This is a genomic window from Peribacillus cavernae (genome assembly GCF_003989135.1).
In the GTDB taxonomy this organism is placed as follows: domain Bacteria; phylum Bacillota; class Bacilli; order Bacillales; family DSM-1321; genus Peribacillus; species Peribacillus cavernae.
Genome location: NZ_RYZZ01000001.1, coordinates 33,587 through 57,253 on the forward strand (window position 1 = coordinate 33,587; position 23,667 = coordinate 57,253).

General features: G+C 39.8%; 28 protein-coding genes and 3 pseudogenes. 10 read left to right on the plus strand and 21 right to left on the minus strand.

Annotated elements, in window-relative coordinates; all coding sequences use genetic code 11:
• Window positions 1-501: 501 nt before the first annotated feature.
• The gene (locus tag ELQ35_RS00145; RefSeq protein ID WP_126862841.1) at window positions 502-1,077 is read right to left on the minus strand and encodes a beta-class carbonic anhydrase; all 576 of its coding nucleotides are present in this window, start codon (window positions 1,075-1,077) and stop codon (window positions 502-504) included.
• 125 nt (window positions 1,078-1,202) lie between these two features.
• Window positions 1,203-2,009, minus strand: coding sequence for a hypothetical protein (locus ELQ35_RS00150; RefSeq protein ID WP_126862842.1), 807 nt, complete (start codon window positions 2,007-2,009; stop codon window positions 1,203-1,205).
• Between the two features lie 217 nt (window positions 2,010-2,226).
• Between ELQ35_RS00150 and ELQ35_RS00155 the strand changes: the two genes are divergently transcribed.
• Window positions 2,227-2,655 carry an acyl-CoA thioesterase gene (locus ELQ35_RS00155; protein ID WP_126862843.1) on the plus strand — a complete coding sequence of 143 codons (429 nt, stop codon included), beginning with the start codon at window positions 2,227-2,229 and terminating at the stop codon, window positions 2,653-2,655.
• Window positions 2,656-2,726: 71 nt separating this feature from the next.
• On the opposite strand, the gene ELQ35_RS00160 is transcribed toward ELQ35_RS00155, so the two are convergent.
• Window positions 2,727-3,047: a DUF4870 domain-containing protein gene (locus ELQ35_RS00160; protein ID WP_126862844.1), complete on the minus strand. Its 321-nt coding sequence runs from the start codon at window positions 3,045-3,047 to the stop codon at window positions 2,727-2,729.
• 156 nt (window positions 3,048-3,203) lie between these two features.
• Here ELQ35_RS00160 and ELQ35_RS00165 point away from each other — a divergent pair, with 156 nt between their 5' ends.
• Window positions 3,204-3,986, plus strand: coding sequence for an undecaprenyl-diphosphate phosphatase (locus ELQ35_RS00165; protein ID WP_126862845.1), 783 nt, complete (start codon window positions 3,204-3,206; stop codon window positions 3,984-3,986).
• Window positions 3,987-4,474: 488 nt separating this feature from the next.
• Window positions 4,475-5,035, plus strand: coding sequence for a GNAT family N-acetyltransferase (locus tag ELQ35_RS00170; RefSeq protein ID WP_126862846.1), 561 nt, complete (start codon window positions 4,475-4,477; stop codon window positions 5,033-5,035).
• Window positions 5,036-5,091: 56 nt separating this feature from the next.
• Here ELQ35_RS00170 and ELQ35_RS00175 read toward each other — a convergent pair whose 3' ends face one another.
• Entirely contained in the window at window positions 5,092-6,420 is a 1,329-nt protein-coding gene (locus tag ELQ35_RS00175) for a PAS domain S-box protein (protein WP_307364393.1), read from the minus strand.
• 300 nt (window positions 6,421-6,720) lie between these two features.
• A complete protein-coding gene (locus ELQ35_RS00180; RefSeq protein ID WP_126862848.1) occupies window positions 6,721-6,870 on the minus strand; it encodes a YflJ family protein in 150 nt (49 codons plus the stop codon).
• Between the two features lie 200 nt (window positions 6,871-7,070).
• Between ELQ35_RS00180 and ELQ35_RS00185 the strand changes: the two genes are divergently transcribed.
• The 3 genes from ELQ35_RS00185 (at window position 7,071) to yppF (ending at window position 9,152) form a co-directional block, all read left to right on the plus strand.
• A complete protein-coding gene (locus ELQ35_RS00185) occupies window positions 7,071-8,168 on the plus strand; it encodes a mechanosensitive ion channel family protein (protein ID WP_246025911.1) in 1,098 nt (365 codons plus the stop codon).
• 170 nt (window positions 8,169-8,338) lie between these two features.
• Entirely contained in the window at window positions 8,339-8,524 is a 186-nt protein-coding gene (locus ELQ35_RS00190; RefSeq protein ID WP_126862850.1) for a hypothetical protein, read from the plus strand.
• A gap of 454 nt (window positions 8,525-8,978) precedes the next feature.
• Window positions 8,979-9,152 (plus strand): YppF family protein, encoded by a 174-nt coding sequence (yppF, locus tag ELQ35_RS00195; protein WP_126862851.1) that lies wholly within the window; start codon window positions 8,979-8,981, stop codon window positions 9,150-9,152.
• A gap of 56 nt (window positions 9,153-9,208) precedes the next feature.
• On the opposite strand, the gene ELQ35_RS23525 is transcribed toward yppF, so the two are convergent.
• The 8 genes from ELQ35_RS23525 to ELQ35_RS22405 form a co-directional block, all read right to left on the minus strand.
• Entirely contained in the window at window positions 9,209-9,529 is a 321-nt protein-coding gene (locus ELQ35_RS23525) for an NUDIX hydrolase (protein ID WP_307364315.1), read from the minus strand.
• A 107-nt stretch (window positions 9,530-9,636) separates the two neighbouring features.
• Window positions 9,637-9,828 carry a hypothetical protein gene (locus tag ELQ35_RS23530; protein WP_307364318.1) on the minus strand — a complete coding sequence of 64 codons (192 nt, stop codon included), beginning with the start codon at window positions 9,826-9,828 and terminating at the stop codon, window positions 9,637-9,639.
• Window positions 9,829-10,049: 221 nt separating this feature from the next.
• Window positions 10,050-11,294, minus strand: coding sequence for an MFS transporter (locus ELQ35_RS00205; RefSeq protein WP_126862852.1), 1,245 nt, complete (start codon window positions 11,292-11,294; stop codon window positions 10,050-10,052).
• Window positions 11,295-11,370: 76 nt separating this feature from the next.
• Window positions 11,371-11,949, minus strand: a complete 579-nt coding sequence (locus ELQ35_RS00210; protein ID WP_126862853.1) for a DUF2087 domain-containing protein — start codon at window positions 11,947-11,949, stop codon at window positions 11,371-11,373.
• Window positions 11,950-11,973: 24 nt separating this feature from the next.
• The gene (locus ELQ35_RS00215; RefSeq protein ID WP_126862854.1) at window positions 11,974-12,219 is read right to left on the minus strand and encodes a hypothetical protein; all 246 of its coding nucleotides are present in this window, start codon (window positions 12,217-12,219) and stop codon (window positions 11,974-11,976) included.
• A 28-nt stretch (window positions 12,220-12,247) separates the two neighbouring features.
• A complete protein-coding gene (locus ELQ35_RS00220; protein ID WP_126862855.1) occupies window positions 12,248-12,643 on the minus strand; it encodes a GyrI-like domain-containing protein in 396 nt (131 codons plus the stop codon).
• Window positions 12,644-12,821: 178 nt separating this feature from the next.
• A complete protein-coding gene (locus ELQ35_RS00225; RefSeq protein ID WP_126862856.1) occupies window positions 12,822-13,097 on the minus strand; it encodes a hypothetical protein in 276 nt (91 codons plus the stop codon).
• A gap of 328 nt (window positions 13,098-13,425) precedes the next feature.
• On the minus strand, window positions 13,426-13,584 hold the full coding sequence (locus ELQ35_RS22405) for a hypothetical protein (protein WP_185861621.1): 159 nt from the start codon (window positions 13,582-13,584) through the stop codon (window positions 13,426-13,428).
• Window positions 13,585-13,974: 390 nt separating this feature from the next.
• Here ELQ35_RS22405 and ELQ35_RS00235 point away from each other — a divergent pair.
• Window positions 13,975-14,819: pseudogene (locus ELQ35_RS00235) on the plus strand (DMT family transporter).
• A 69-nt stretch (window positions 14,820-14,888) separates the two neighbouring features.
• Here ELQ35_RS00235 and ELQ35_RS00240 read toward each other — a convergent pair.
• From ELQ35_RS00240 to ELQ35_RS00250, 3 genes are all read right to left on the minus strand, one after another.
• Window positions 14,889-15,164: a hypothetical protein gene (locus ELQ35_RS00240; protein WP_126862857.1), complete on the minus strand. Its 276-nt coding sequence runs from the start codon at window positions 15,162-15,164 to the stop codon at window positions 14,889-14,891.
• 257 nt (window positions 15,165-15,421) lie between these two features.
• Window positions 15,422-15,685 (minus strand): hypothetical protein, encoded by a 264-nt coding sequence (locus ELQ35_RS00245; RefSeq protein ID WP_126862858.1) that lies wholly within the window; start codon window positions 15,683-15,685, stop codon window positions 15,422-15,424.
• 47 nt (window positions 15,686-15,732) lie between these two features.
• On the minus strand, window positions 15,733-16,251 hold the full coding sequence (locus tag ELQ35_RS00250) for a DinB family protein (protein WP_185861587.1): 519 nt from the start codon (window positions 16,249-16,251) through the stop codon (window positions 15,733-15,735).
• 107 nt (window positions 16,252-16,358) lie between these two features.
• Between ELQ35_RS00250 and spoIIP the strand changes: the two genes are divergently transcribed.
• Complete coding sequence (gene spoIIP / locus ELQ35_RS00255) at window positions 16,359-17,471, plus strand: stage II sporulation protein P (protein ID WP_246025912.1); 1,113 nt, start codon at window positions 16,359-16,361, stop codon at window positions 17,469-17,471.
• Window positions 17,472-17,989: 518 nt separating this feature from the next.
• Window positions 17,990-18,673 carry a DUF975 family protein gene (locus ELQ35_RS00260; RefSeq protein WP_307364324.1) on the plus strand — a complete coding sequence of 228 codons (684 nt, stop codon included), beginning with the start codon at window positions 17,990-17,992 and terminating at the stop codon, window positions 18,671-18,673.
• 247 nt (window positions 18,674-18,920) lie between these two features.
• Here the strand turns inward: ELQ35_RS00260 and cypC are convergent, their stop codons facing one another.
• From cypC to ELQ35_RS00275, 3 genes and pseudogenes are all read right to left on the minus strand, one after another.
• The gene (gene cypC, locus ELQ35_RS00265; RefSeq protein ID WP_126862859.1) at window positions 18,921-20,180 is read right to left on the minus strand and encodes a CYP152 family fatty-acid peroxygenase CypC; all 1,260 of its coding nucleotides are present in this window, start codon (window positions 20,178-20,180) and stop codon (window positions 18,921-18,923) included.
• Between the two features lie 154 nt (window positions 20,181-20,334).
• Window positions 20,335-20,655 (minus strand): annotated as a pseudogene (locus tag ELQ35_RS00270) (FMN-binding negative transcriptional regulator); the annotation flags it as partial.
• Between the two features lie 44 nt (window positions 20,656-20,699).
• Window positions 20,700-21,173: a DinB family protein gene (locus ELQ35_RS00275; RefSeq protein WP_126862861.1), complete on the minus strand. Its 474-nt coding sequence runs from the start codon at window positions 21,171-21,173 to the stop codon at window positions 20,700-20,702.
• Between the two features lie 68 nt (window positions 21,174-21,241).
• On the opposite strand from ELQ35_RS00275, the gene ELQ35_RS00280 reads away from it, so the two are divergent.
• A complete protein-coding gene (locus tag ELQ35_RS00280) occupies window positions 21,242-21,925 on the plus strand; it encodes an ArsR/SmtB family transcription factor (protein ID WP_126862862.1) in 684 nt (227 codons plus the stop codon).
• Between the two features lie 130 nt (window positions 21,926-22,055).
• Here the strand turns inward: ELQ35_RS00280 and ELQ35_RS23610 are convergent.
• Window positions 22,056-22,193: pseudogene (locus ELQ35_RS23610) on the minus strand (GntP family permease); the annotation flags it as partial.
• Between the two features lie 189 nt (window positions 22,194-22,382).
• Window positions 22,383-23,666 carry a histidinol dehydrogenase gene (gene hisD / locus ELQ35_RS00285; protein ID WP_126862863.1) on the minus strand — a complete coding sequence of 428 codons (1,284 nt, stop codon included), beginning with the start codon at window positions 23,664-23,666 and terminating at the stop codon, window positions 22,383-22,385.
• Window position 23,667: the final 1 nt, after the last annotated feature.

Consider the following 23,667-nt stretch of genomic DNA (forward strand, 5'->3'; position numbering starts at 1 on the left):
TCATTCAGAAATCCCGCAGTTTTTTTTATTTGGCTCTGTTAAATAAATCTGTTGATCTATTGCTATTGTTTATGTAACAATTGGAATTTCATTACTTTTATCCTCAAATTTTTACAGAAAAAAAGATTAGCGAGTATTAACAACATCAAACTTCTTTCCATTAAAACAGGCTGACTCAAAAAGTCGTTGTAAACGACTTTCTCGAGTCGGCCTCCGCCTTCATCACCCCGATGAAGGACTTTTCCCTCGCTCATTTTCCTTACTTGGTCCTTCATAGCCCCGATGAAGGACTTTTCCCTCGCTCATTTTCCTTATTTGGTCCTTTATAGCCCCGATGAAGGACTTTTCCCTCGCTCATTTTCCTTATTTGGTCCTTCATAGCCCCGATGAAGGACTTTTCCCTCGCTCATTTTCCTTATTTGGTCCTTCATAGCCCCGATGAAGGACTTTTCCCTCGCTCATTTTCCTTATTTGGTCCTTCATTACCTCGAGGAAGGACAGTTATTTTGTTTCCTGCTTTGGATAACCATTAACAACCAGATCCAGTTTTCCCGTTTCAGGCGAAATGACGAGGCCGTGGACCGGTACATCTTCCGGAATTAACGGGTGATTCTTGATCGTTTGGACACTGTTTTTCACGCTTTCTGACACATCATCAAAACCTTGCAGCCAAATATTTAAGTCAATTCCAGAATTTTTGAGGGTTTTAATCGTTTCAGAAGATATGCCCCGCTTCGTCATTTTTTCAAGCATAGCATCGGGATTAATGGAAGACATGCCGCAATCATGGTGCCCTACAACAAATACCTCGTCCGCTTTCAGTTCATATATCGCGACAAGGATGCTTTGCATCGCGCTTCCAAACGGATCCGTCAGGATAGCTCCCGCGGTTTTTACATGTTTCATATCCCCGTTTTTTAGGTTCATGGCTTTCGGAAGCAATTCGACCAGCCTTGTATCCATACAGCTCAACACAACCATCTTTTTTTCAGGGTATTTATCTGTTTGATATTTGCCAAATTCTTCTTCTTGTACAAATCTGTCATTAAACTCGAGAATGTCAGTAAGCAACGCCATTTTCATCACCACAATTATATGTATTTTTAGAAAAGCGAAGCTCCTTGTATGTCAGTGCTCACACCTTTCTAATTGTTTAAAATTATAGCAGATATTCGATTCGATTGCTTAACGAAAACTTGCATTTAGTTGGATCGGTGATGGAAGGCAGAAGCACAAAAACCGAAAACGGCAATTTTTTCTTCAACTTTTGCCTGATCATCAAAGCTAAGAATCGGTGTGTTCATTTCCTTGAATCTAGTGCCCCATTCTAGAGGCATCCATCCTTTCCGTAAGGAGACAATGTGTTTGCCTCCTTCTGTTTCGATATCAAAGTTATGGAGCAGCCCGCCCACGTTTATGGGCATCCAAGCCTGTCCTTCTGCCGTGTAAATCATTCCTTTCAAACGGATGATCGATTCCTTTAAGCTTTCTCTATAATGACCAACCAGCCTCCCAGTATTATCCTTCATATAAATGACAGTTTTGATGCCCCATTTCATCTTATACTCAGCGAGCACCTCACCTTCTCCATTGGTTAACAGATATCGCTTTGGCAAAACCAGCGAAAAGGAATTTGGTATCATCCACATAAACCAGTGCATATTTAGATCTCTTATTTCGCCAAGCAAGGAACCGTTCGGGTGAAATAGAAGCACCCTTAATGTCGGCGCCGGCAGGAATGTCAGTAAGACATCTTTTGTTGCTAGCGGAGAAACATTGGTCATCATGACGTTGTCGGGCGGCAAATCTTTCATTCTGTTTTCATAAGTCCGCGAAACGCAGAATTGTGCAATGCTCAAAAATAAAAAAGGAAGGGTTATAGCAATGATATTTCCTTCAAATACATTACAAACATGGAGGACGAAAAAGATAACGGCAATAATTAGTGTGAGCCAGGAGACATGAAAGCACCTTCTGGCGGTTCTCTCATAATAAGTACGGATATTCATCTTCTACTCCTTTGTTGTTATCTATATGGTGGGTTCTATCATTTTTCATGAAAATCTGTCTACTGAAAGTTTCTGCTTACTTAAGCATATTCCTTTTCGAAATGAATAGAATGGGCAGCCATAATATTCCTGATAAAATTTGCAGATTCTATCAATCCAGTGACGTTTCCAACTTGTGATATCATTGAGCATATATTGAATGGAAAGGAAAAGGACAATGAATGATTTTTACATAGCGACGAAGGAAATCCAGATTTCTTATGCAGATACAGATATGATGGGAGTCATCTATCACGGCAATTATGTGAAATGGCTCGAGTTTGGCAGAACGCAGCTAATCGAGGATGCGGGCTACGATTATCTCGAAATGGAAAAAGCCGGCTATTATGCACCTGTTTATAACCTGGAAATCACTTATAAAAAGTCGATCACTCTTGGAGACAGGGTTTTTGTAAAAACGTGGATCGAAGAAAATCCCGGACTGCGCACGGTATACGGTTTTGAAATCGTGAACGGAAAAGATGAGGTTTGTGCAGAAGGAACAACCACACATATTATTGTGACTAAAGATTCGTTCAGGCCTGTTGCCTTTAAAAAGGTCTTTCCTGAGTGGTTTCAAAAATACGAAGAAATCAAGAAAAAATAATGCTGAAACAGAAATAGCCCTGCCAACCAGTTTGGCAGGGTATTGCTGTTTTCCGTTTATGTCTACAAGGATTATATAATGCGGAAAATCAGCGGAATACGGTACTCTTTTCCTTCATAAGCTTTGACCGCGGCAATGATCGTGAAAATGACACCGGCAAGGCCGAGGACTGGCAGTATCAAGAAACCGATGACCACAAAGCACAAGACTGTTGCCACGATCCCGTATATCGTATAGGAAATCAGGAAATTCAAATATTCCCTTCCATGAAAATCGATAAAGCTGGATTCTTCTTTTTTAATCAGCCAGATAATCAGCGGCCCTATAAAAGCCGTAAAAAAGCTAGCGATATAGATGAGTGCGGCCAGTAACTTTTCATCTTTGTTTAACATAGAAATGCCCTCTCCTTTCACTTCCTCTTTACTATATGTATGTCCGCAGAACTCGTTTCATTTAAATAAAATTCCCTTGGTTTTTGCACATTTTCATCTTTTACATGCATACATTTGTGTTAACTGACTGTCCTTTATGTGAAAAGAGGTGAAATTTTGCTAAGTGAATTGCAAGCGTTCGTTCTCGGTTTGATTCAGGGCCTGACCGAATTTCTGCCGATATCAAGCACGGGGCACTTATATTTGGGGCGCCATATGTTTAATTTGGACGAGGCAGGCATTTTTTTGGATACGATGCTCCATATCGGGACGCTGCTGGCACTGATCGTTGTTTATAAAGCGGAATTATTTTCGCTGATCAAAAAGCCTTTTTCGAAATTGACACTGCTGCTTATTGCCGGTACGATCCCCGCGGTTTTTGCAGGTGTATTACTGAGTGATTGGTTTGACGAGTTGTCAAAAACAGGAGTGACTATTGGCTGGGAGTTCCTTGTTACTGGTTTTATCCTCTGGTTTGCGGATGGCATTAAATCCGGCCGCAAATCAATTCAGGACATTTCCGTCAAGGATGCTTTCATAATCGGTACCTTTCAAGCAGCAGCGATCATGCCAGCCCTGTCACGCTCTGGTCTTACAATCGCGGCTGGCCTGTTCTGCAAACTGGATCGGTCAACGGCCGCGTATTTTTCTTTCTTGCTGTCAATTCCAGCGATTACAGGAGGGATCGTGTTTCAAATGAAGTCCGTCCTGAGCGGAAATGTGGAGTATATTTCCTTCTCTTCCTTGCTTGTTGCAACCCTTTCTGCCGCTATTTTCGGTTATATCGCCGTCGTCTGGATGATCGGTTTCCTCCAAAAAAAATCACTGAAAATTTTTTCGGTGTATGTTTGGGCCCTCGGCAGCCTGATTTTGCTGCTTCAGGTAACCGGGGTATTTTAAGCAATCACAGATACAAAGCAAAAGAACCTGGAAAGGACGATTTGGTGATGCCGCACAACCCTTTTAATGATTTCAAGCAAAGCCATCGCTGACGATGACAAACGGCCAAATTGTGCTCGAAAAAAAGTAGGAATTTGACGAAAAAAAAGCTTAAAAAACCTATTTTCAATTTGCTTTTTTTTTAGTATTATACGTTCGTAAGAGTTATTTTTTCTTTCAGAGGAGACTTGACTTTTCTTACTGTCCAGTGCCGACGTCGCCACAGGGCGTGATGATTTTATTCTGCCAGCGCCTAGCTTCTCGAGGGGGCTGAACAAGGCGCTTCCGCTTTTCTTGAAATAAAAATAGGGAAGGCAAATGGTGCGCCACCGGTTTCCGGTTCTAGTGGGTTCGATTCCCACCCCGAAATTTTTTGATGCATGACTTGAAAAATTTCGTGGTGGGCAGAGAGAACGCATGAAGACTGCCCTCAAGACGGAGGGAAGGAAATGTTAAAAAAGAGAGAATTGGCAGATTGTAATCCTCTTTATGAGTTAATGAAGCATCCAGATGTCTTCCCTTTTGTGCGGCATAAAACCGATTCATATGAGGAATATCTATTTGTAACAAAGCAAACGATTGAAGCAGAAGAAGTGGGAGAATTAATTTCCCGGACGATTACAGATGAATGGGGCTCGCCGATTGGCACGATTTCATTGTATGACATAGAAGATAAAGCTGGATTTCTGGGCACATGGCTTGGAAAGGCTTACCACGGAAAAGGTTATAACTCACCGGCCAAGGAAGCTTTTTTCAATGAACTCTTTTTCGAGCTTGACATCGAATCGATATTCATGAGAATCCGCAAGCAAAATCTCCGCTCTATTCATGCGGCAGAAAAACTGCCTTATGCGATCAAAGTAAACGAAACCCGCCAAAATCTGTATGATAAACCGAACCAGAATGGCGAAATCTTTGATTTATATGAAATCCCGAAGGATCTGTATAACCTGTACATTTTAAGACAGAACCACAGCCAGGACGATTCCGAACATCTGATGGAAGCATAATCAACGGGCCGGAGCATAAGCGCCGGCCCGTTATCGTGAAAAATCCCATCCTCTATTTATCCAAAATGCGGGGGAAGCATGATTGAAACCTTTGTGCCAATCCCCTCTGTGCTTTCGATGTTGATTTGTCCTTTATGATTTTCGATGATTTGATAGGAGGTCATTAATCCCAGGCCGGTCCCTTTCTCTTTGGTAGAGTAAAACGGTTCGCCTAACTTTGGCAAGAGTTCTTTAGGGACACCGCAGCCATTGTCCCGAATTTCGACACAAATAAAATCCTTCTCCGAAAATATCGTGACATGGACAATTCCGTTTTCATCGATTGCATCAAGGGCATTTTGAATAATATTAACAAATACCTGTTTCAAAGAGTTCTCGTCCCCGATTATCCCTGGCACTTCTGCGGTTTCAAGGGTAATTTCCTTATTGTTAAAGAGCGCTTCAGCACGTACAAGCTGGACGACCTGTTTGACGATATCATCAATCTTAAGAACTTGCATTTTTTCACTATGCGGCTTTGCCATCGATAAAAACTCAGTAATAATGGTTTCGATTCTATTCAATTCATTTAAAATGATAGCTGTGTAGGCTGGGTTATAATTCTGTAAGCCTGAAGACAATAGCTGCATGAAACCTTTAATTGGCGTTAACGGGTTACGTATTTCATGAGCGACTGCAGCAGCCATCTGACCGATGACGGCCAGTTTTTCCGATTTGCGGAGCAATTCATCCGTTTCCATCCGTTGCTGGACATCCCTTGAGATAGAGATGAGCTCCCTGACCTGCCCGCTTTCTTCATCCAAAACCGCTTTCAGTCCCGTTTCCAGCCATACGTAATCCCCGTCTTTTTTCTTGCAGCGATAGGTTCCTCTTATTGGTATCAATTCAGAGATTACTTTTTGATAGTTTCTTCGGACGACATTCAGGTCATCCGGGTGAATGAAGTCGTGCGGTTTTCTACCGAGCAGCTCCTCCGCTTCATATCCTAATATCCCCTTGATCGAAGGGGAAATATAAAGATAGGTACTGTCGGGCTTATGGAGGATGATCATATCCGAAGAATGCTCTGCAAGCAACCGGTACTTTTCTTCCCGTTTGCGCAATGTCTGTTCGATCAATAGCTTTTCAGTCAAATCAATCAACTGCCCAAGGTAAAAATTGTCGCCCGTTAGGGAATCATGAATATAAGACATGTTTAGTATCGCTGTCTTGACTTGTCCGTCCCTGGTAATATATCTCTTTACAACTTCATAATCCTTTCTTTTTCCCTCCATCAGTTCATTAAAGAGCAGATCATCATTCTCATTATCCTCCGGCAAGGAAAAGTCCCTGAGCGCCAGGTTTTTTAGTTCCTTTGCTGAATAAAATAAAATGGTTTCCTGTATTTTAAATCACAGATAACCTGTGGGATTCTCGATTGATAGAACACTTCTGCAAACAATTTCGATTTGACCATAAAACCTCCATACAGAAACTGCGAAAATCAGTATATTCCATATTTCTCATTATTATAGTAACATATCTTGATGTCTTGTAATTATCATCCAGTGAAATTTTTCTCTATATTCGAACCAAGAACAAAAAGAAAGTGCGGGACCCTTCTGTTAGATACAATGCAAGAGATTTCGGTGGTCAAGTAAATCGCTGCTTCTCAATCATATCTTTCCAGGCAGCCCGCGCCTTATTTATTGCTGACCTTCGATAAACTCTGCGTAAAGATTGCGGAGCACATATGTTTTATAGAGCTTCAGCTTTCGCCCCTCGATCGGATGCCTCGTCATTCCCGCATCTCTTAGCTGCCTGATGAACCAGCCCTTGGAATAGATGTGTGCCATACTCTCTCCCCCTTATCTCTTTGTTCTTTCATAATATGAATGGAGAGAGTACTTCATAACAGATTCATAAATTCAGTTCGCTTTTAGGAACAGACTGAAAATTAATCGATATTTTCCAGATGGTTTCAGTAGCACCGTTTCCGTTAATTTGTTATCCTAATGAATCTAGGAGTATTACATTCTTGCAGGAGGTTTCACATTTGTTCACAGATTTCTTAACAGTAGATGGCTGGTTGCATTTAGGTATTTCAGTTGGTGTTTTTGCTTTATTTATCGGATTACGGAAGGTTTTCACTACATATGTATTCAAATTCTTTCTGCGCTTTGCGGAAAGAAGAAACATCAACACAGCCGCCAATATTATGCTGGCTTTGGAAAAACCATTCCGCTGGCTGATCGTCTTAATTGGCATCTTTATAGCGCTGCATTATTTTCCGTTTGAGCCTATTTCTGATACAACTGAAAAAAAGCTGTTTCGCTCAACATTCATCGTTTTGGCTTCTTGGAGTTTGATGAATCTAAGTTCTATAGCAACGCTTTTGTTTCCGAAAATCATTAAAAAGTTAGACATGGATGTCGACCAAATAATCATGCCTTTTATTACAAAGATAATAAATGTTATCATCTTTGCACTAGCCGTTAGTATTATTGCCGAAGAATGGGGCTTTAACGTAAACGGATTCGTGGCGGGATTAGGTCTTGGCGGTTTGGCTTTTGCCCTGGCAGCTAAAGAAACATTGAGCAACCTGTTTGGCGGGATCGTCATTGTCACCGAAAAGCCCTTCACGATCGGGGACTGGATTAAGACACCCAGTGTCGAAGGAACCGTTGAAGATATCACCTTCCGCAGCACCAAAATACGTACCTTTGCTCAGGCATTAGTAACGGTCCCAAACTCTACCTTATCGAATGAACCGATTATTAACTGGTCAAAAATGGGCAAACGCCAGATCGCCTTTCACTTGGGATTATCCTATGACACTCCCAAAAAGAAACTGGAACAGGTAATCACCCGGATTGAAGACATGCTTATCCGTCATGACCAAATCCATCCCGATACGATTCTCGTTAAGTTTGACCAGTTCAATGATTCAAGTCTTGACGTGTACCTATACTTCTTCACTAACCTAACAGATTTTGCAGGGCACTTAAACATCAAGGAAGACATCAACTTTCAAATCATGGAGATCTTAGAAGAAGAGAATGTATCAATTGCCTTCCCAACCCGGACACTGATCGTCCAATCAGATTCCATGGAAAATAAACCGGAGCTCGAAAACGCCCGGGGGCTATATTAAGCTGCCTTCCGAATAAGGCAGCTTTTTTATAGAAGAATTAAATTTCACTTATAAATGGTTTTCTATAATACATGGGTATGGCAAGTTGGGTTATTAGTACAGCTTATTGAGACCTTACCAGGTGGAAGGCAATGGTATAGTCTGCTTTTAGAATTGTACGGAGGGCCTTTGTGCTGATTCCATTAATGTGGGAAAAACTCACCCTGAAGATTTATTTAATCGGTTCAGTCGTTTGGTGTGCAGGGATTTTATTCCTTGGTTTTGCAGACAACCTCCCTGTTTATTTTGTCGGCGTATTAATTGTCGCCATTGGAGTACCAGTTTCTTGTTTAATCAATCATGAATTCAGTGTTTGACTTTTTTATTGGACAGTTTGAACCCATTTTTTTCAACCTTGCACATTGGATTTAGCCTTTCTTTGTGTCCGCCAAAAATTTACTGTAAGAACAAGAAGCAAAACAGGTACGAATCCCGCTATCCTCCATCCATTCTCAGTTCCGATGAAATAATAAGCAATCGGAAGAAAAGTCACAAAGCTAAAGAAAAGGGAGACCCACGATTTTTTATACAAACCATAGAAAAACAAAAGGACCGAAATCACAAATGTTACTTGCCATAGAAAAACAATCCAATTGAAAGTGCCCATTCCCTTGATCCCTTCTTGAAACCGATTTTCCCTATACAAATGCTATGCAGAATGCAATTTGTAAGTATTTGTCGCAAGTTCAAAAATTCTAAAAAATTCCCATTCCTAAAATATGTGATATATTTCTTGTTGAAATCATTATCACTTTGTTAGGAGATTGATAAATGACATTAGAAAATTTAATTGCTCAATTTATTTTGACTAAATCCCAAGTTCCCAAACATGCTAATGTATTACTGGATTTTCTAAAAACAGAATACATTTTAGGGAAAATGCCAATTGAACAGTATCGCCGTTTATTAGGTGAACTTGATAAACGCGGAGCTGAAAAACCGTAACCAAAATCTGCGGCAGCCGAATATTAGATTGTCTCTTTATTTTGGTTAGAACAGTCCTATATATTCTCACCAATCAGTCCTAAGATGTTTTCATAATAAGAAGGCCCATGCGGCACAAATTCATTCTTACTGACAGACTTGTTAATTGTGGCCTTTTTTCCAACTGCATCGATTTCAAATCCTTGCACTTTGATCTCATTTATCCGCCCAAAACAGAGTTTTTTGAAGTCATCAAACTCGGCTCTCACAATCCCTGACACTTCTTCTGGTTGAAGTTCAATGTCTTCCGTTCTATTTTGAGATTGATATAAAAACACGTTAGCTAATTCTTTATCGATAAAGTCATCTCTTACAACGCTATACTCTATTACATCCAATGGCACGAGTTCGTCAAAGGCTACGTCAATACCGAGTTCTTCTTTAACCTCTCTTATTCCATCAAAAATTAATTCATCGGCTAATAAATGAACGGCGGCGGTAATATCTAAAAGGTTTGGATAATCCTTTTTTTTCTGACTGCGAATTTGAAAATAAATGTAGTCGACATCCTCTTCTTTACTGACAAACCAGCAATGAAATGTTTCATGCCAGTGTCAAGTTTATGAACTTCTTCCCGTGTAGCAACACCGATTGGTCTTCGATTGTCATCAAAAATTCTGATTCGTTCATCTTCCATCTGTATCTCCCTTTTCATGGGTCTGCTTATTTATTTATCGACAAATAGATCGAGAATAATAAACCCTCCAAATATCCAACTTATCGTACTTTTTTATGTGGGAATAACTCATTCATAAACTTATCTAACAGCCATATGACAAAAAAATAGGCTTGAAAAACCTTTTAATTTTTTAACTATAAACTATCGATAAGGCTGATAACATTGAGAAGAGGGATATTTCAGCAATGCTCCTTTTTTCTACATACAAAAGTCTTTTGTTTTAATGAATATACCACAAACAGGAATAAGGCCGTAAGTACAAATGCCAGACCTCCAATAAAACCGAGTGTTCGATTATCGACTGCTTCTAGAAGGAGGCCTGACCCAAACATGGATAATCCAATTAATGTATTAGAGATTGCAGTCAGTAATCCGAACACGAGGCCCAGGTGTTCCTGAGGTGTTTCCTTCATAACAATCGAGTCGATGCAGGCATTTCCAATACCCGATACAAAAGAGATCAGCACATAAGTAAGAAAAGCAATAAGCGCAATATGGATCTTGCTCAATATAACGATAAATATGCCTTCCGCCAGTAAAGCTGCCAAACCGGAAATTAAAAGATGCTGATGAATACGCTGCGTTACGATAAAACTGAGCACCAAACCGAGCCCGATAGCTCCATAAAAAAAACCGACTCCCATGTTTCCAAGTCCGAACTCCTGAACTGCATAGACACTAATGAGTACATTATCAATCCCGTTAAAAACCGGCACGATCATTTCAAAGAGACAAACAATATAGAACGGGCTCGAGGCAAGCATTAATTTTCTGATCGTTTTGATAGAATAGAATGCATCAGACCCAGCCCTTTGTTTATTGTTACCTCGTGCATGCTCACTTTTTTGGATTACCGAAAGAGGAAGGAGGATAACAGCAGCGAGTAAAAAGGATATGCCATTTAACCAAAACGCCATATCCGGGCCAAAGAAATAGGTAACAATGCCTCCGGAAAATGAACCTCCGATTAAAACTAAGCCAAGCATAATCTGTTCTAAACTATTGATTTTGATGATGGTGTCTTTCTTGACCAGCAGTGGAATCAAGGACTTTCGTGCCGGGGCATAGATCGCTTCCCCTGCTCCTAAAACAAATGTGCTTAGATAAATCAGCCAAATATGAGTCTCGTCATTTACAAATACAAAAGATATGGCAAAAGCAATTCTCGATAAGTCCGTTATAATCAAGATTTTCTTTCTTGAAAGCCGGTCTGCCAGCAACCCCCCGTACGGACCGAACAGTAAAAAAGGTACGACACGGATGGCCAGAGCAGCACCTACAGCAAATCCTGAACCTGTCAATTCCAGCAGCAGGGCCAATAAGGCAACCTGGCTAAAACGATCCCCAATCCCATTGATAATCCCCGCCAAAAAGAGCCTTAGATAGTGCTTCTCATGCTGGAATATCTGCAATACACTGGTCACAAAATCACCTGCTTACGATTTTTATAAACATCCAATTAGTTAACCATCTAATTAGATTGCCAAAAAAATTTGTACTTTAGTTGACAATCCACAGTTCTGGTGGATTCATTTCATACTGATTATTTTCGCGGTACACAAAGTGGTTCATTACCAATTCTCTTCTTAATGTTGCATAATCCTCATGGAATTGTGCCAGGTAATGATTGATTTCCCTTTCATCATAGGTAACACCCATTTCCAGTCCTTTAACAATGTGTGCAAGTGCGACAATTTTCTTTTTGCGCTGGGCCGGGAGCTGTTTTAACTTCCCATCCAGGGTAAAGAAATTATTAATAACCCGGTTCCGTTCCGATTCATTAGTTTTCAGCTCATCGTTTTTGGATGGTTCAGTAACCATATTAACGATAGCAAGAGCACTATTTTCAAGATTTTTAACATTTAATGAAAAATAAATTGTATTCTTTTCACGTTTCTCTTTAACCAAACCGATGTCACGAAGCTTGGCCATATGATGGGTGATCGTCGGCGGCTTTAATCCAAGCTTTCCGGCTATCGCCTGACCATGCATCGGACTGTGCCGCAACAGGGCAAGAATGCGGATTCTCGTTGGATCACCCAGCGTTTTATGAAATTTAACCAATCTGCTTAACTGCAAAGTAATAGCCCCCTAATTAGCCGTTTATCTAATTTGATAATAATCTAACCTATAGAGCAAAGCAACCTTATTATTAAAAATTTTTTTAGACAAGTGATTATAAAACAACAGATGATTTACTATTTCCCAAATAGAATTTGACGTCCCCGATCCCTTGAGAGAAGCTTGCTCAGGTAAAAGCCCATCAGTTGCACCAGAAAGTGATACAAACCAACTGTTTTGATCATAACAAGCAGAAAGTTGTTGCAAAAAGAGATCCTTTTGCTGCATATAATCTCCTCCACTCGTAATGTGGAAATTATTTTATTGCGATATATATTTCAATTTCTCCATTCGGATAATATTTTTCATAATCAAACGTATAAGCTCGTTTTAATGTACCTGCTTCTTCTAAACTCCAAATCCTGCTCCAGGCTTTAAGTATTCCTTGTTCATCAGTTGTATCTACACTGAATATTTTGTAATGCTCCGTATTTGGTATTTCTATAAAGGATGTCCCATTATCTTCAATACCAACACCTAATGAATAGTTTCCTTTATAGTCAGTCTCATAATCATAATAAACACCATATATACTATTTTGATGTTGTGTCAGACTGCGGGAGGCTTTTTCCCACATAGTTTTGATCTTTTCCATCGTTTTCTCGTCATTAAAATTATTTGTTCTAATGCTGTTAATTAAATATAATTGCATAATAAATCAGTCCTTTTATATGGATATTTGGTTAATCCTAACATATCAAGAACGAAAAACATTTCACAACCTTATAGCAATTCTCTATATCATACCGGTAATCCTAAAAGTTACAGCTGCTATCTAGCTGCTATCTACGTTTTGATTAAAAAGGACAATTAATTAATCTTGTATTTGCTTAATTTTTTAGCCAGGTTAATAACCTTACAATTTGAAACGGTTCATTCCAAGCAATAATAAAACTAAAGAGAAAAAATGCGACAACGGATAAAAACTTTGTTTTACCTTTTTCTCTTTTAAACATAGCTCCAAAACTTAATAACAAACCGATAAATAAAAAACCAAATCCTGATGCTATTAGTGCTTCAAAAGAGTTTGGAAAAAAGGATGCAAAGACAAAGAGAAGTACACCAATGACTGCAAATATAATAGATAAATTACTCAGCCTTTTCATAGGACACTCCTTTTAACTAATTATACCAATTTTTAGTTGAAGCTTGAAATACTGCAATAGGTATTATTTTAATGGATAAGGGCAACGCTCCGCCCTACTCTACTAGCTTTTTCTTATTTTTAACATCGAATTGGCATTTGTCTGAAATTCATAGTTGACTTTCACTTCTTCTACGGAACAGCCATTTTCTTCGAGGTAACTCACCAATTGATCTAGATGCTTATATCGTTTTCCTCCTAAATCCACTAAAGGAAAAATACGAATTTCCTCTTTGGAAACCCTCAATAACTCATTTAGCGTTGTCAGATGAAATTGATAATCTAATCGATCAGCATACATAAATAGAAAATTGGATATTAAGGATGAATACAAAAAAGTGTTTATTATTGGAATTTGGAGTTACCGCTTTGGTATGCTCAAGCATAGAAACTAGTTCGCCAATTTTTCCTGTGTAATTTTCTTTTCTTATAATTCGGTAATCAATCATTTCTTTCACCTCCACTTTATGGTATTTTTAAGAATACCATAAAGTGGAATAAAAAGCAGACTGAAAATTTACAAATTTTAATGATATAATAATGAAATACTCGAATTGTAAGTTCAATTTGGTCAAGTGGTGTTTCTGGAAGTTTTCCTCTTTTCGCCTTCTCTGGCGAAAAGATAGGCTAAATTCAAAATACTACTGATTTACCGATTTAACAGAATTATCTATAATTAGTATACTTAATATGAGACAGAGGTGAAGAATCATGTTTTGGACCCCGTTATTTGAAAATGATGTACCAGTAGTACCTTTCCGCCCTTAGTGGAGTAAAGGTGACTACTTCTCTCCGTTAGGGGCATGTATTGTCCTAAACTTAAATACGGAGGGTACAAAATGAAAAACACCTGGTTAGGTTCGATTTATTTAGCTTTAGCTGCCAGCATTTGGGGTGGTATGTATGTCGTTGTTAAGGTTGTAGTATCGGTTATACCGCCATTGGAACTGGTTTGGATGCGGTATTTAGTGGCTATTTTAGCACTTCTTATTATTGGCCTGGCAAAAAGTTAATCATAGCCATCGGAATAATCGGCAATACTATTTCGATTGTTATGCAGGAAATTGGTACGAACTTATCTTCGGCACAAACGGGAGCAATTATTACGTCCTCAACACCAGCGTTTATGGTTATCTTTGCCCGGCTCTTGCTTAAGGAACGGTTAAACTTTAAAAAGGGAATATCTGTTGGGTTAGCGACAGCAGGAGTATTCCTTATTGTTGGAAACGGTCAGATCGATGTGTCCAACCAACTTGGCGGCATTTCGCTGCTTATTGCTGCCTTAACATGGGCTCTGATGTCAGTACTCTTAAAACGCGTTCCAAGTCACTATTCTCCACTTGTAGTGACTGCCTATTCTATCTTAGTTGCGATCATTACACTAACACCTTTTGTTGTGGGACATTTAGATGAAATGAATATCTCTCAACTGCGTCATCCTACTATTTGGGGTGGAGTCTTATATTTGGGAATTGTTTCAACAGCTTGTGCATTTATCCTGTGGAATCGCGGATTACAATTGATGAATGCAACAAGTGGAGGGTTATTGTTCTTTCTTCAACCTTTAGTTGGCTCATTACTTGGGTGGCTTATCCTTGGAGAAAATATAGGCGGAATGTTTTGGATAAGATCAATTTTAATTCTTATGGGTGTTTTATTGGTTATCCAAGAAAAACAAGATTAACAGAAATAAAGCCTTTGGAAACGCTAAGTCCAAAGGCTTTTTTAAAAACACTATGTTAAGAAAGAACTTCTATTCCAAACAGCCGAATGCCTTTAACTGCTTATATCTATTGACAGCAAGAATTCCTTTCCAATATATCCTAGCAGCTTCGAAATTTTCTGGATAACTCCCCCAGCTCCAGGAAATATCCCACATTCCTTCTTCAGACATTTGTTCAATATACAAATTCAGATTTTTTTCAACTAGTGGACCAAACCTTGTACATAGTGGATGCTCAGGAGTATCAATAAAATCTAAAGGGAGAGCTTTATAGCCTTTTGTCCAAGTGGAAACATCCTTATCCACGCATTGCTCCGCGAGGACCATTATTTTTTCAGCAACACTTTTCAATGAATATTGAGTCTTAGCTTCAAAAGCGGCTGTGCCGTTTTATTATTTTGATTAATTGCTGGAAGTTGTTAATTTCATGTTGGTCCATTTCAGTCTTATTCATTAGATAATTTACTGCTTCCATCAATATTTGCCCTGCTGCCCATGTTGCCATAGGAGATGAGTGTGGTAACCAAAAATCTGGCTCTATACCATTTCCAAAGCCGCCATCCTCATTTTGATACGTTCTTAACTGGATTAAAACACTCATGAGATACAATATAAATCTTCATTTCTTGTAATGATTGGCACCACTTAATAAATTCTTCCGCCAGAGCAACAAATTCAGTTTCCGACAAAAGATTTATTCCGGTAGACCAGAACTGGTCCGGAACGCCTTCTGCCATTTCAAAGCCTGGAAAGTCTGCGGCAATTGTTTTAGGTGCAAGCAGCCTGTCACAGGGCAGTGTCTTGCCTTCCCGTCGAAGCGATAACATCCTTGGTGATACCCACGGGTGGACAATGATTCATGTATGGTGCCTCCTCAAGATAGCTCCCCTTCGTACCATTTCCGGAGTTGATTAATATGAGCCTGGTGGTATCTGTTATGATCGGCGATATGCCAGATTCCCCAGCGGATCGTTGCTTTGTCTTCATTTTCATAATCCACAGTTTGATTCAAATGCGAGTCAGTTAACTGATAAGATAGAGACTTAAACTTATCGAACACTTCATCATACTCAGCAATAAGGGTTTCTACTGAGATTCCCTGTATCAATGGGATTCCATTATTTTCATCCAGCATCGGCCCATACTTTTCTTCCAGAAATTCAGGTATTTGCTCTCCCTTTATTCTATAAAACCAATTCAGGTCTACATATGCCAAATGTCTAATTAATTGCGCCGTACTGTTATATTGCAAGTTTGGACCTTTATAATCCAGCTCTTCCTGGGACATACCGGCAACAATAGATTTTAACCGCCTATAATTGCCATCGAACATCGAAAACAGCATGCCCACTACCGGGTCCATTCCCGGTTCACCTTTTACATCGAGAATCATTAATCTCACCTCTATTAAAATTTTTTTGTAACCTGGCCAATTGTAAAATAAGAGATTCTAAATCTACCGGATTGCACATATCCTTTAATACGGAGGAAGTGAATTCTATGATCAAAAAAAACAGACCACCTAAAATTTTTATTTCACTATTCAACTTTGTCCTTATAGGGATGATAGCCATTTTTTCAACAACTGCTCTGCTAGTCACGTCTCCTTTGAATCTAAGTTCTAAGACGGTACATGACACCTTCGGAAATTCTTCGATGAATCAGGTATTGATGAGCATTTTAAACAGTGAGAACCACTATTTTTACAAAGAACTAAGCACGGAGTCGCCATCATTTCTTCAGTTAGCTTTTGAATCATTAACAAATCTTCAATTACATGATACCCGAACCTTGCTTGGCAGGGAACTGCCGGGGCTATCGATTTACAATACAGAGATCGCAGTGGCAGGAAAAGGGACCAATATTACCAATTTGCCAATTGAATCGGGGCCGCCTTCAGAAATTTATCTAAAAGAAAGAGAGATTGCTGATAACTTAAAACAAAACGATAGCCCAAGAAAAGAAAAATCATTGGTTACGCCGAAGGAAAAAACAGTTTATATTTATCATTCACATAGCTGGGAATCATACCTTCCGCTTATTAAAGGGGCAAAAAAGGCTGATGAAGCAGTAAGTACTGATCAAAGAGCAAATGTCATTGCTGTCGGGGATAAACTAGAGGAAGAGTTAAATAATAAAGGAATAGGTGTAGAACACAGCACCGAAAAAATAGCTGACTACAATACGGCCTACAGTTTATCACGTGAAAAGGTCCAGGAAGCAATGGCGTCAAATAAAGACTTGAAAATATTAATCGATATTCATAGAGATTCACAACCGAGAAGAATTACAACAACAACTATAAAAGGAACAGACTATGCAAGGCTGTTTTTCATTGTTGGAAAAGAACATAAGAACTTTGAAAAGAATTTAGAGTATGCAAAAGAAATAAATAAGAAAATTGAAGAGAAATATCCTGGTCTTAGCCGCGGCGTTTTTATCAAAGGAAAAAGTGAAGGAAATGGCATCTATAATCAGGACATTGCTGATAGAGCATTGTTAATAGAATTTGGCGGCGTGGAGAATAACCTGACCGAACTTTCCAATTCAGTAAAAGCTTTTTCAGAATCTTTTAGTGATATTTACTGGAAAGCTGAGGAGGTGAATGGATGAAATCGGTATGAAACATCCTTGTAAATTATATTTACAAACTCATCATTTCATTTCCATCTTTCCAAAAATGAATCTATAATCTTCGGGAAGGCCTTATAAAATATATGTAAAATGTTTATATACACTTATCAGGGAGCTTTATATGAAATTGTGCGTATTCGTGACCTGTATAATGGTTCCTATCGATTTATTTAAAGTTCAAAATCGAACAACATATCATAAAACAAAAGACGCTACATAAAATGAAAGAAGATGACTTGAGCTCGCCCATCGAGATGTGCAAATACCCCCAAGCCATGGAAAGTTAATTGAAATTTCGTTCTCCTTAATTTAACTGCCTTTATTCCAACTCTTATCTAAACGTCCTTTCAATCACTACAATCATTCATAACTTCTTTCCTATTTAAACCCATACAGACAATGATATCAGGGGAAATTGGACGATGAATCAAATTAACAGATGTAAAAAAAAGATTGTTATGGTACAATTTTACTATTCAAAGGAGGATAGTCTTAAGATGAATATGTCGATTTCTCAAATCAAGAAGCAAGCCAGAACATCATTAAAAGGACAATGGGGAGTAGCTGTTTTACTAACGTTTATTTTGTTCTTACTCACTACGATCTTGCCATCGTTAGTTGAAATCATCATTAGTGGTGGGTTTACGAATTGGTCTTCGCAAACACAAATACCAATTGCAGCGGACATACTTAATATTGTAATTACGATTGCCTTAATTCCATTATCTACTTCCGCTTACTGGTTTTATCTTACTCTATCAAGATTAGAAGGGCCGCAAATTTCCCAGGTGTTTGCCATCTATAAGGATGGAAGAACCTCTTTTAAAGTAATCGGTGCATCGATTCTAGTTGCTATTTTCGTATTTTTATGGTCTTTATTGCTCATTATTCCAGGTATTATAAAATCGTTATCCTACTCGCAGACATTTTTCCTGCTTCGAGATCACCCGGAATTTACCGTACTTGAAGCAATAACCGAGAGCAAAAACAGAATGAAGGGCTACAAATGGAAATTCTTTTTAATGAACTTAAGCTTTATCGGATGGGGTATACTTTGTGTGATTACATTAGGAATCGGTATCTTGTGGCTCGCTCCTTATATCGCAACTTCCATGGCGACATTCTATAACGAGCTGATCTATACAAACGATGATACAGATAATGAAGAAAATGATTTGTGAACGGAAGAAAGGGCAGATTCCGACTAATCTATCTTGCCATTAACAGAAGAAGTTATTAATTCTGAGTCATTTTCTATAAGGGAAGCCAGGATAGGAATCCTCACTTCAACGTAGACGAATGTTCCTGTTCTCCATAGCACATAAACCTCTAGGTTAGAAGAAGCGTAGGCAATAGGCCTACGCTCTTTCATTGTGTTTATAGAACGTTGGCGCCTACAATAGAGAAGGAATTTCAATGAAATGAAAATTATATTCTCCGTTTAACGTTTTTGAGTACTACTTTACTGCGGGGAATACTTGGCATGCTGAACATGCTGAAACTTAAATCCTGGTCAGGAATTTCATAATCCATTCGATTTGCTAGATAATCAAGACTCACTTTCATGACTTCCATGGTGACCCACTCACCGGCACAGCGATGTCCCATAAAGTAATCGCCACCACCCTGTGGGATGAAGTCAAAAGGGCTTCCTTCCCATTTGGCAAACCGATCAGGGCTGAACATATCATGATTTTCCCAAATTTCAGGGTCATGATTTGTTCCATAAAGATCCAGCAAAGTTAATGTGTCTTCTTCAAATTTATAGCCATTCCATGTAAAATCTTTTTTTACCAGTGCTGCGACAAAGGGGAAAAATGGATAAAAACGGCGAACTTCCTGTAAAAACATCTGAGCATATTTTTCATCGCCGGATTTAAGTTTCTCCCTTTCCTTCGGATAATGATGAACTGCTAATGCAATGAAATTGATATATATAGCGATCGCCACAATCGGTCTCAAGATATTGATCACTTCCACGGCAACTGTCTCTGTATTTAGAAAATTCCCTTCCAGATCGCGATGCCAGGCAAATCTGTGTAATATGGTATCTTCAGGGAGATTCACTTTCCCATCACGAACTCTATCAATGAGTTCTCCGATCCACTTTTCTACATGATTTCGGGCATTTCTCCCTAGCCAATGAGCTGGACCAACTACAGCCGCCGACTCGAACATCGCCGCCAAATCTTTTGTCAGCTTCTTGACTTCGTCTTCTTGTACCGGTACACCTGCCCACTGGCAGGCTGTCCTGCACATAATTTCCTGCGCTTCTTTATAAAGAATAACCTTATCCATCTGTCCCCATTTTTCAACTGCTGCCTCCCACTGTTTTTTTGTAATATCGGTCAGTTTTTCAAGTTGGTCAGGGGACATGATCGACATAAACATTTCCTTGCGATGCTTATGGGCCTGTTCATCTAACGCCTGAACACCGTTCTTGCCAAACAATGTTTGGATCGCCCGGTTTGGCGCTGCATCTTTCCTTTTGAATTTCTCAGTGTCATAAAAAACTTCTGCAGCTTCCTTTCCTCCCATGCAGATAGCTTTCTTTCCAAGCAATCGGGTCTCGAAAATATCAGAATTAAAACTGTGGCGTCTGTTCGAAATGTACATATATCCTTCTCTTATAAGGCTTAAACTATGGTCTATTCCTTCTTCCCGCGGCATTTGATTTGTATCTGACATATGAACCATCTCCATTTTTCATGAGTAATGGTCTTATTCTTTGTAAATTTTTCTCTGTTTACTCTCAAAAGAACTTTGACCTTAGTTAAAGGTGTAGCAGCAGCCGGATCTTTAAGTTAAGCACCGGTAGTTCAATAACAGTTATATTGAACACTCATAAACATTCTTCAATTACAACTTCTTCAGCACCATATTGCGGACTAGTTTTTAACCCCTCGATAACATTTTGCTGTCTTTGCAAGGAATAATTTTGATTTAATTTCCATTTCCCCTCGATCTTATTTATCTTAATCTCAAAACCAACAATCCCATTCATTAAACCATCTGTAAATTTGTCATCAAGTTCGGCTTTCCACGGAATTGGCATCGACGATTCATAAAAGTTGACCGTTTTCTCAATCATATTTTTCATTTTTTGCTTGTCTTCTATTATCCTACATTCCCCATATATATGAACAGCTACATAATTCCAGGTAGGTACTGTATTTTCATATCATTTCTCCGATCTTTAATTCGTAGTCAATCCCAAATATTTGGCCGTTCCAAACCAGCCTGGCGTATATATTGTAAAAACTGTCCCGCATGTACTGCATCGTGGTAGGCTATCCGCAACAGCATGTCACCTAAATAGCGCTGATACCCGACATCACTTCTATCAACGAGTCTTAAATGCAACTCCTCTGGATGGAGAGACTGTACATACGCGATAAAATCATTGAAGTAAGGCTCCGATAATTCGGCTTCCCGTTTGACGGAAGAAATCGGTTCTTGCTCAAATGGAGCGGGTTCTTCTATTTTAAGAGATCCATTATTAAGTAAAACCATATGGTAATGATAGCTTGCACCCCAAACGTGACGGATCATTTCCCCAAAAGACAGTGCCTCCTCGTCAGGCTGCCAGGTGATCCATTCATCAGGAAGTGACTCCCATAATTTTACCGAGCGCCGGCGTGTTTCTTTCAAATTCATTACGATGATGTCTATTTCATTCATTATAAATCCTCCTCGTTTCTTTCGACAAGCTAATTGTAATATAAATCCATTTAGGGTATCATCGAAATATGAATGTATATCCTGATATCTCATATATTGCAAAGTTAATAGCCGAACCTGCCAGGGCGAAAATCCTCGATTGCTTAATGAACGGTCAGGCCCTTCCAGCTGGCGAATTGGCATACATCGCCCAGGTTTCGCATCCAACCGTCAGTTCTCATCTCGCGAAACTGGTCGATGGGAAGCTGCTTATTTCTGAGCAACACGGCAGGCACCGCTACTTTCGGCTGGCAAGTCAAGAGGTAGCCGAAGTTCTTGAAAAAATAGGGACAATTGCACCACCTGTTCAAATCCGCTCATTACGGCAGTCAGTCAACTCAGGACAATTGCGATATGCCCGGACCTGTTATGATCATCTTGCAGGAGAACTTGGTGTCAAAATAACCGATGCCCTGCTTGATCGCGGGATTATAACACTTACAAAAGAAGAATATCTTGTTACAGAACAGGGGAAGAAGTGGTTTTCTGCATTTGGAATCAATCTTGAGGAAGCCGCCAACACAAGGAGGATATTTGCAAAGCCTTGTCTTGATTGGAGTGAACGGCGCTATCACATCTCCGGATGGCTGGGAGAGGCCATTGCGGTTCGTTTTTTCGAACAGGGCTGGATTAATAAGGAATCCAATAATCGGGCCGTTCATCTTACCGAAAAAGGAAAGAGAGCTTTGAGAGACGAGTTTGATATTATGTAGGATTTGGTCAAATCAGGAGCATGAACACTCTTTCAAGAGTGTTCATGCTCCTTTATAATCAAAATATCTTAACCTGGATGAACCTTCACTAAAATTAGGTTTACACCAGCCCGATTAAACTATAAACGCCTGTTGGAATTACATTCTGAATTTGCGGAGTACCCGGAAGTGCATCCATCGTAAAAGAAAGTGCACCAAGTGCAATGCTTCCGGGAATCAGCCGTTTTGGAATATTGGCTTCCCAAAAAAGACTGGCCGCACCTCCGTATTCATAAAATTCAAAAATCTTAACCTGGAAATTCCCTTCTACTTCTGTCAGAAGGATGAAGAAATCTGTTTTTCCTTACAAAAAGCTGGCAAGATTGAATCAGGCGGGATGCTCAAGGCAGAACAAAAAGGAGTTTTTTGTTTATCTGCCAGGCATCCCCCTGACTATCACTTTTTCACTTATTTCAGCTTATACATTTACTTTTCCGTAACGGCGAACACGCAACAGGGCCTGTTCCCGGTGGCCGGCAAAGTTTTCAAGATTACATAGACGTTCCGCATATTCTCCGATTACGGCGCTGGCTTCCGGTGTGCACTCCTGATAGGTACATGTTTTCAGAAACTTTCCGACCCACAGGCCGCCCGTATAACGGGCCGCACCTTTCGTAGGCAAGGTATGATTGGTTCCAATTACTTTGTCACCATACGCAACATTGGTTTCCGGTCCGAGGAACAAAGCTCCGTAATTGGTCAGCTTCTCCAGGAAATAACGCGGGTTTTCCGCCAACACCTCGACGTGTTCATAGGCCAATTTATCCGCTTCAATGACGGCTTCTTCCAGGGAATCTACTAGAATAATTGACCCGTTCTCTTCCCAGGCTGTCCGCGCCACCTCAGCGGTAGCCAATGTCTCCAATTGCCTTTCAATTTCTTTTATCGTTTCGTGAGCTAATGATTCAGATGTTGTAATCAGCACTCCTGGTGAGGTGGGTCCATGCTCTGCTTGTCCGAGGATGTCGGTTGCTACCATTTCAGCATCGGCTGTCTCATCCGCAATGATCAACACTTCAGTCGGTCCAGCGAGAAGATCAATGCCCACCCGGCCAAACAGCTGGCGTTTTGCTTCGGCCACGTAGGCATTTCCCGGACCAACCAGCATATCGACAGCGTCGATTGTTTCTGTGCCAAGCGCCATCGCCGCCATTGCTTGTACCCCGCCCAAAATGTAGATTTCATCTGCACCGGCTAAAGCCATGGCTGCTACCGTTGCTGCTGGAATTTCCCCATTTATAGGCGGTGTGCACCCGATGACCCGTTTCACACCCGCTACTTTAGCAGTCAATATGCTCATGTGTGCAGAGGCGACCATTGGATATCTGCCGCCCGGGACGTAGCAACCGACACTTTCAACCGGTATGTTTTTATGTCCTAAGATCACTCCAGGAAGAGTCTCCACTTCAATATCACGAATCGCCTCTCTTTGGGTTTTTGCAAAACCGTGAATCTGTTCTTGTGCAAACTTAATATCCTGAATGGTTTCTTCAGGTACCGTTTTTATGACTTCTTCAATCTGTTCTGGTGAAAGCCTGAAGTTTTCAGGGGACCACTTATCAAATTGCTCTGAATAATTGCGAACGGCATGATCTCCGTTTTCCTCAATATCCCCGAGCAAACTTTTCACCGTCTCATACACTTTTGCTTCTAGTGTAGCAATCTCTTCCTTGCTCTTCCCTGTTTTTAAAAATTTCGCCACG

What these genes read in the sequence shown, in the direction of transcription:
- ELQ35_RS00145 (WP_126862841.1), bottom strand. Translation starts at nt 1,077, where the DNA reads ATGGCGTTGCTTACTGACATTCTCGAGTTTAATGACAGATTTGTACAA.
- ELQ35_RS00160 (WP_126862844.1), bottom strand. Translation starts at nt 3,047, where the DNA reads ATGTTAAACAAAGATGAAAAGTTACTGGCCGCACTCATCTATATCGCT.
- ELQ35_RS00260 (WP_307364324.1), top strand. Translation starts at nt 17,990, where the DNA reads ATGAATATGTCGATTTCTCAAATCAAGAAGCAAGCCAGAACATCATTA.
- ELQ35_RS00275 (WP_126862861.1), bottom strand. Translation starts at nt 21,173, where the DNA reads ATGAATGAAATAGACATCATCGTAATGAATTTGAAAGAAACACGCCGG.
- cypC (WP_126862859.1), bottom strand. Translation starts at nt 20,180, where the DNA reads ATGTCAGATACAAATCAAATGCCGCGGGAAGAAGGAATAGACCATAGT.
- ELQ35_RS00150 (WP_126862842.1), bottom strand. Translation starts at nt 2,009, where the DNA reads ATGAATATCCGTACTTATTATGAGAGAACCGCCAGAAGGTGCTTTCAT.
- ELQ35_RS00280 (WP_126862862.1), top strand. Translation starts at nt 21,242, where the DNA reads ATGAATGTATATCCTGATATCTCATATATTGCAAAGTTAATAGCCGAA.
- yppF (WP_126862851.1), top strand. Translation starts at nt 8,979, where the DNA reads ATGACATTAGAAAATTTAATTGCTCAATTTATTTTGACTAAATCCCAA.
- ELQ35_RS22405 (WP_185861621.1), bottom strand. Translation starts at nt 13,584, where the DNA reads ATGATTGATTACCGAATTATAAGAAAAGAAAATTACACAGGAAAAATT.
- ELQ35_RS00245 (WP_126862858.1), bottom strand. Translation starts at nt 15,685, where the DNA reads ATGTTATCGCTTCGACGGGAAGGCAAGACACTGCCCTGTGACAGGCTG.
- ELQ35_RS00215 (WP_126862854.1), bottom strand. Translation starts at nt 12,219, where the DNA reads ATGCAGCAAAAGGATCTCTTTTTGCAACAACTTTCTGCTTGTTATGAT.
- spoIIP (WP_246025912.1), top strand. Translation starts at nt 16,359, where the DNA reads ATGATCAAAAAAAACAGACCACCTAAAATTTTTATTTCACTATTCAAC.
- ELQ35_RS00225 (WP_126862856.1), bottom strand. Translation starts at nt 13,097, where the DNA reads ATGAAAAGGCTGAGTAATTTATCTATTATATTTGCAGTCATTGGTGTA.
- ELQ35_RS23530 (WP_307364318.1), bottom strand. Translation starts at nt 9,828, where the DNA reads ATGGAAGATGAACGAATCAGAATTTTTGATGACAATCGAAGACCAATC.
- ELQ35_RS00250 (WP_185861587.1), bottom strand. Translation starts at nt 16,251, where the DNA reads ATGATTCTCGATGTAAAAGGTGAACCGGGAATGGACCCGGTAGTGGGC.
- ELQ35_RS00180 (WP_126862848.1), bottom strand. Translation starts at nt 6,870, where the DNA reads ATGGCACACATCTATTCCAAGGGCTGGTTCATCAGGCAGCTAAGAGAT.
- ELQ35_RS00155 (WP_126862843.1), top strand. Translation starts at nt 2,227, where the DNA reads ATGAATGATTTTTACATAGCGACGAAGGAAATCCAGATTTCTTATGCA.
- ELQ35_RS00220 (WP_126862855.1), bottom strand. Translation starts at nt 12,643, where the DNA reads ATGCAATTATATTTAATTAACAGCATTAGAACAAATAATTTTAATGAC.
- ELQ35_RS00170 (WP_126862846.1), top strand. Translation starts at nt 4,475, where the DNA reads ATGTTAAAAAAGAGAGAATTGGCAGATTGTAATCCTCTTTATGAGTTA.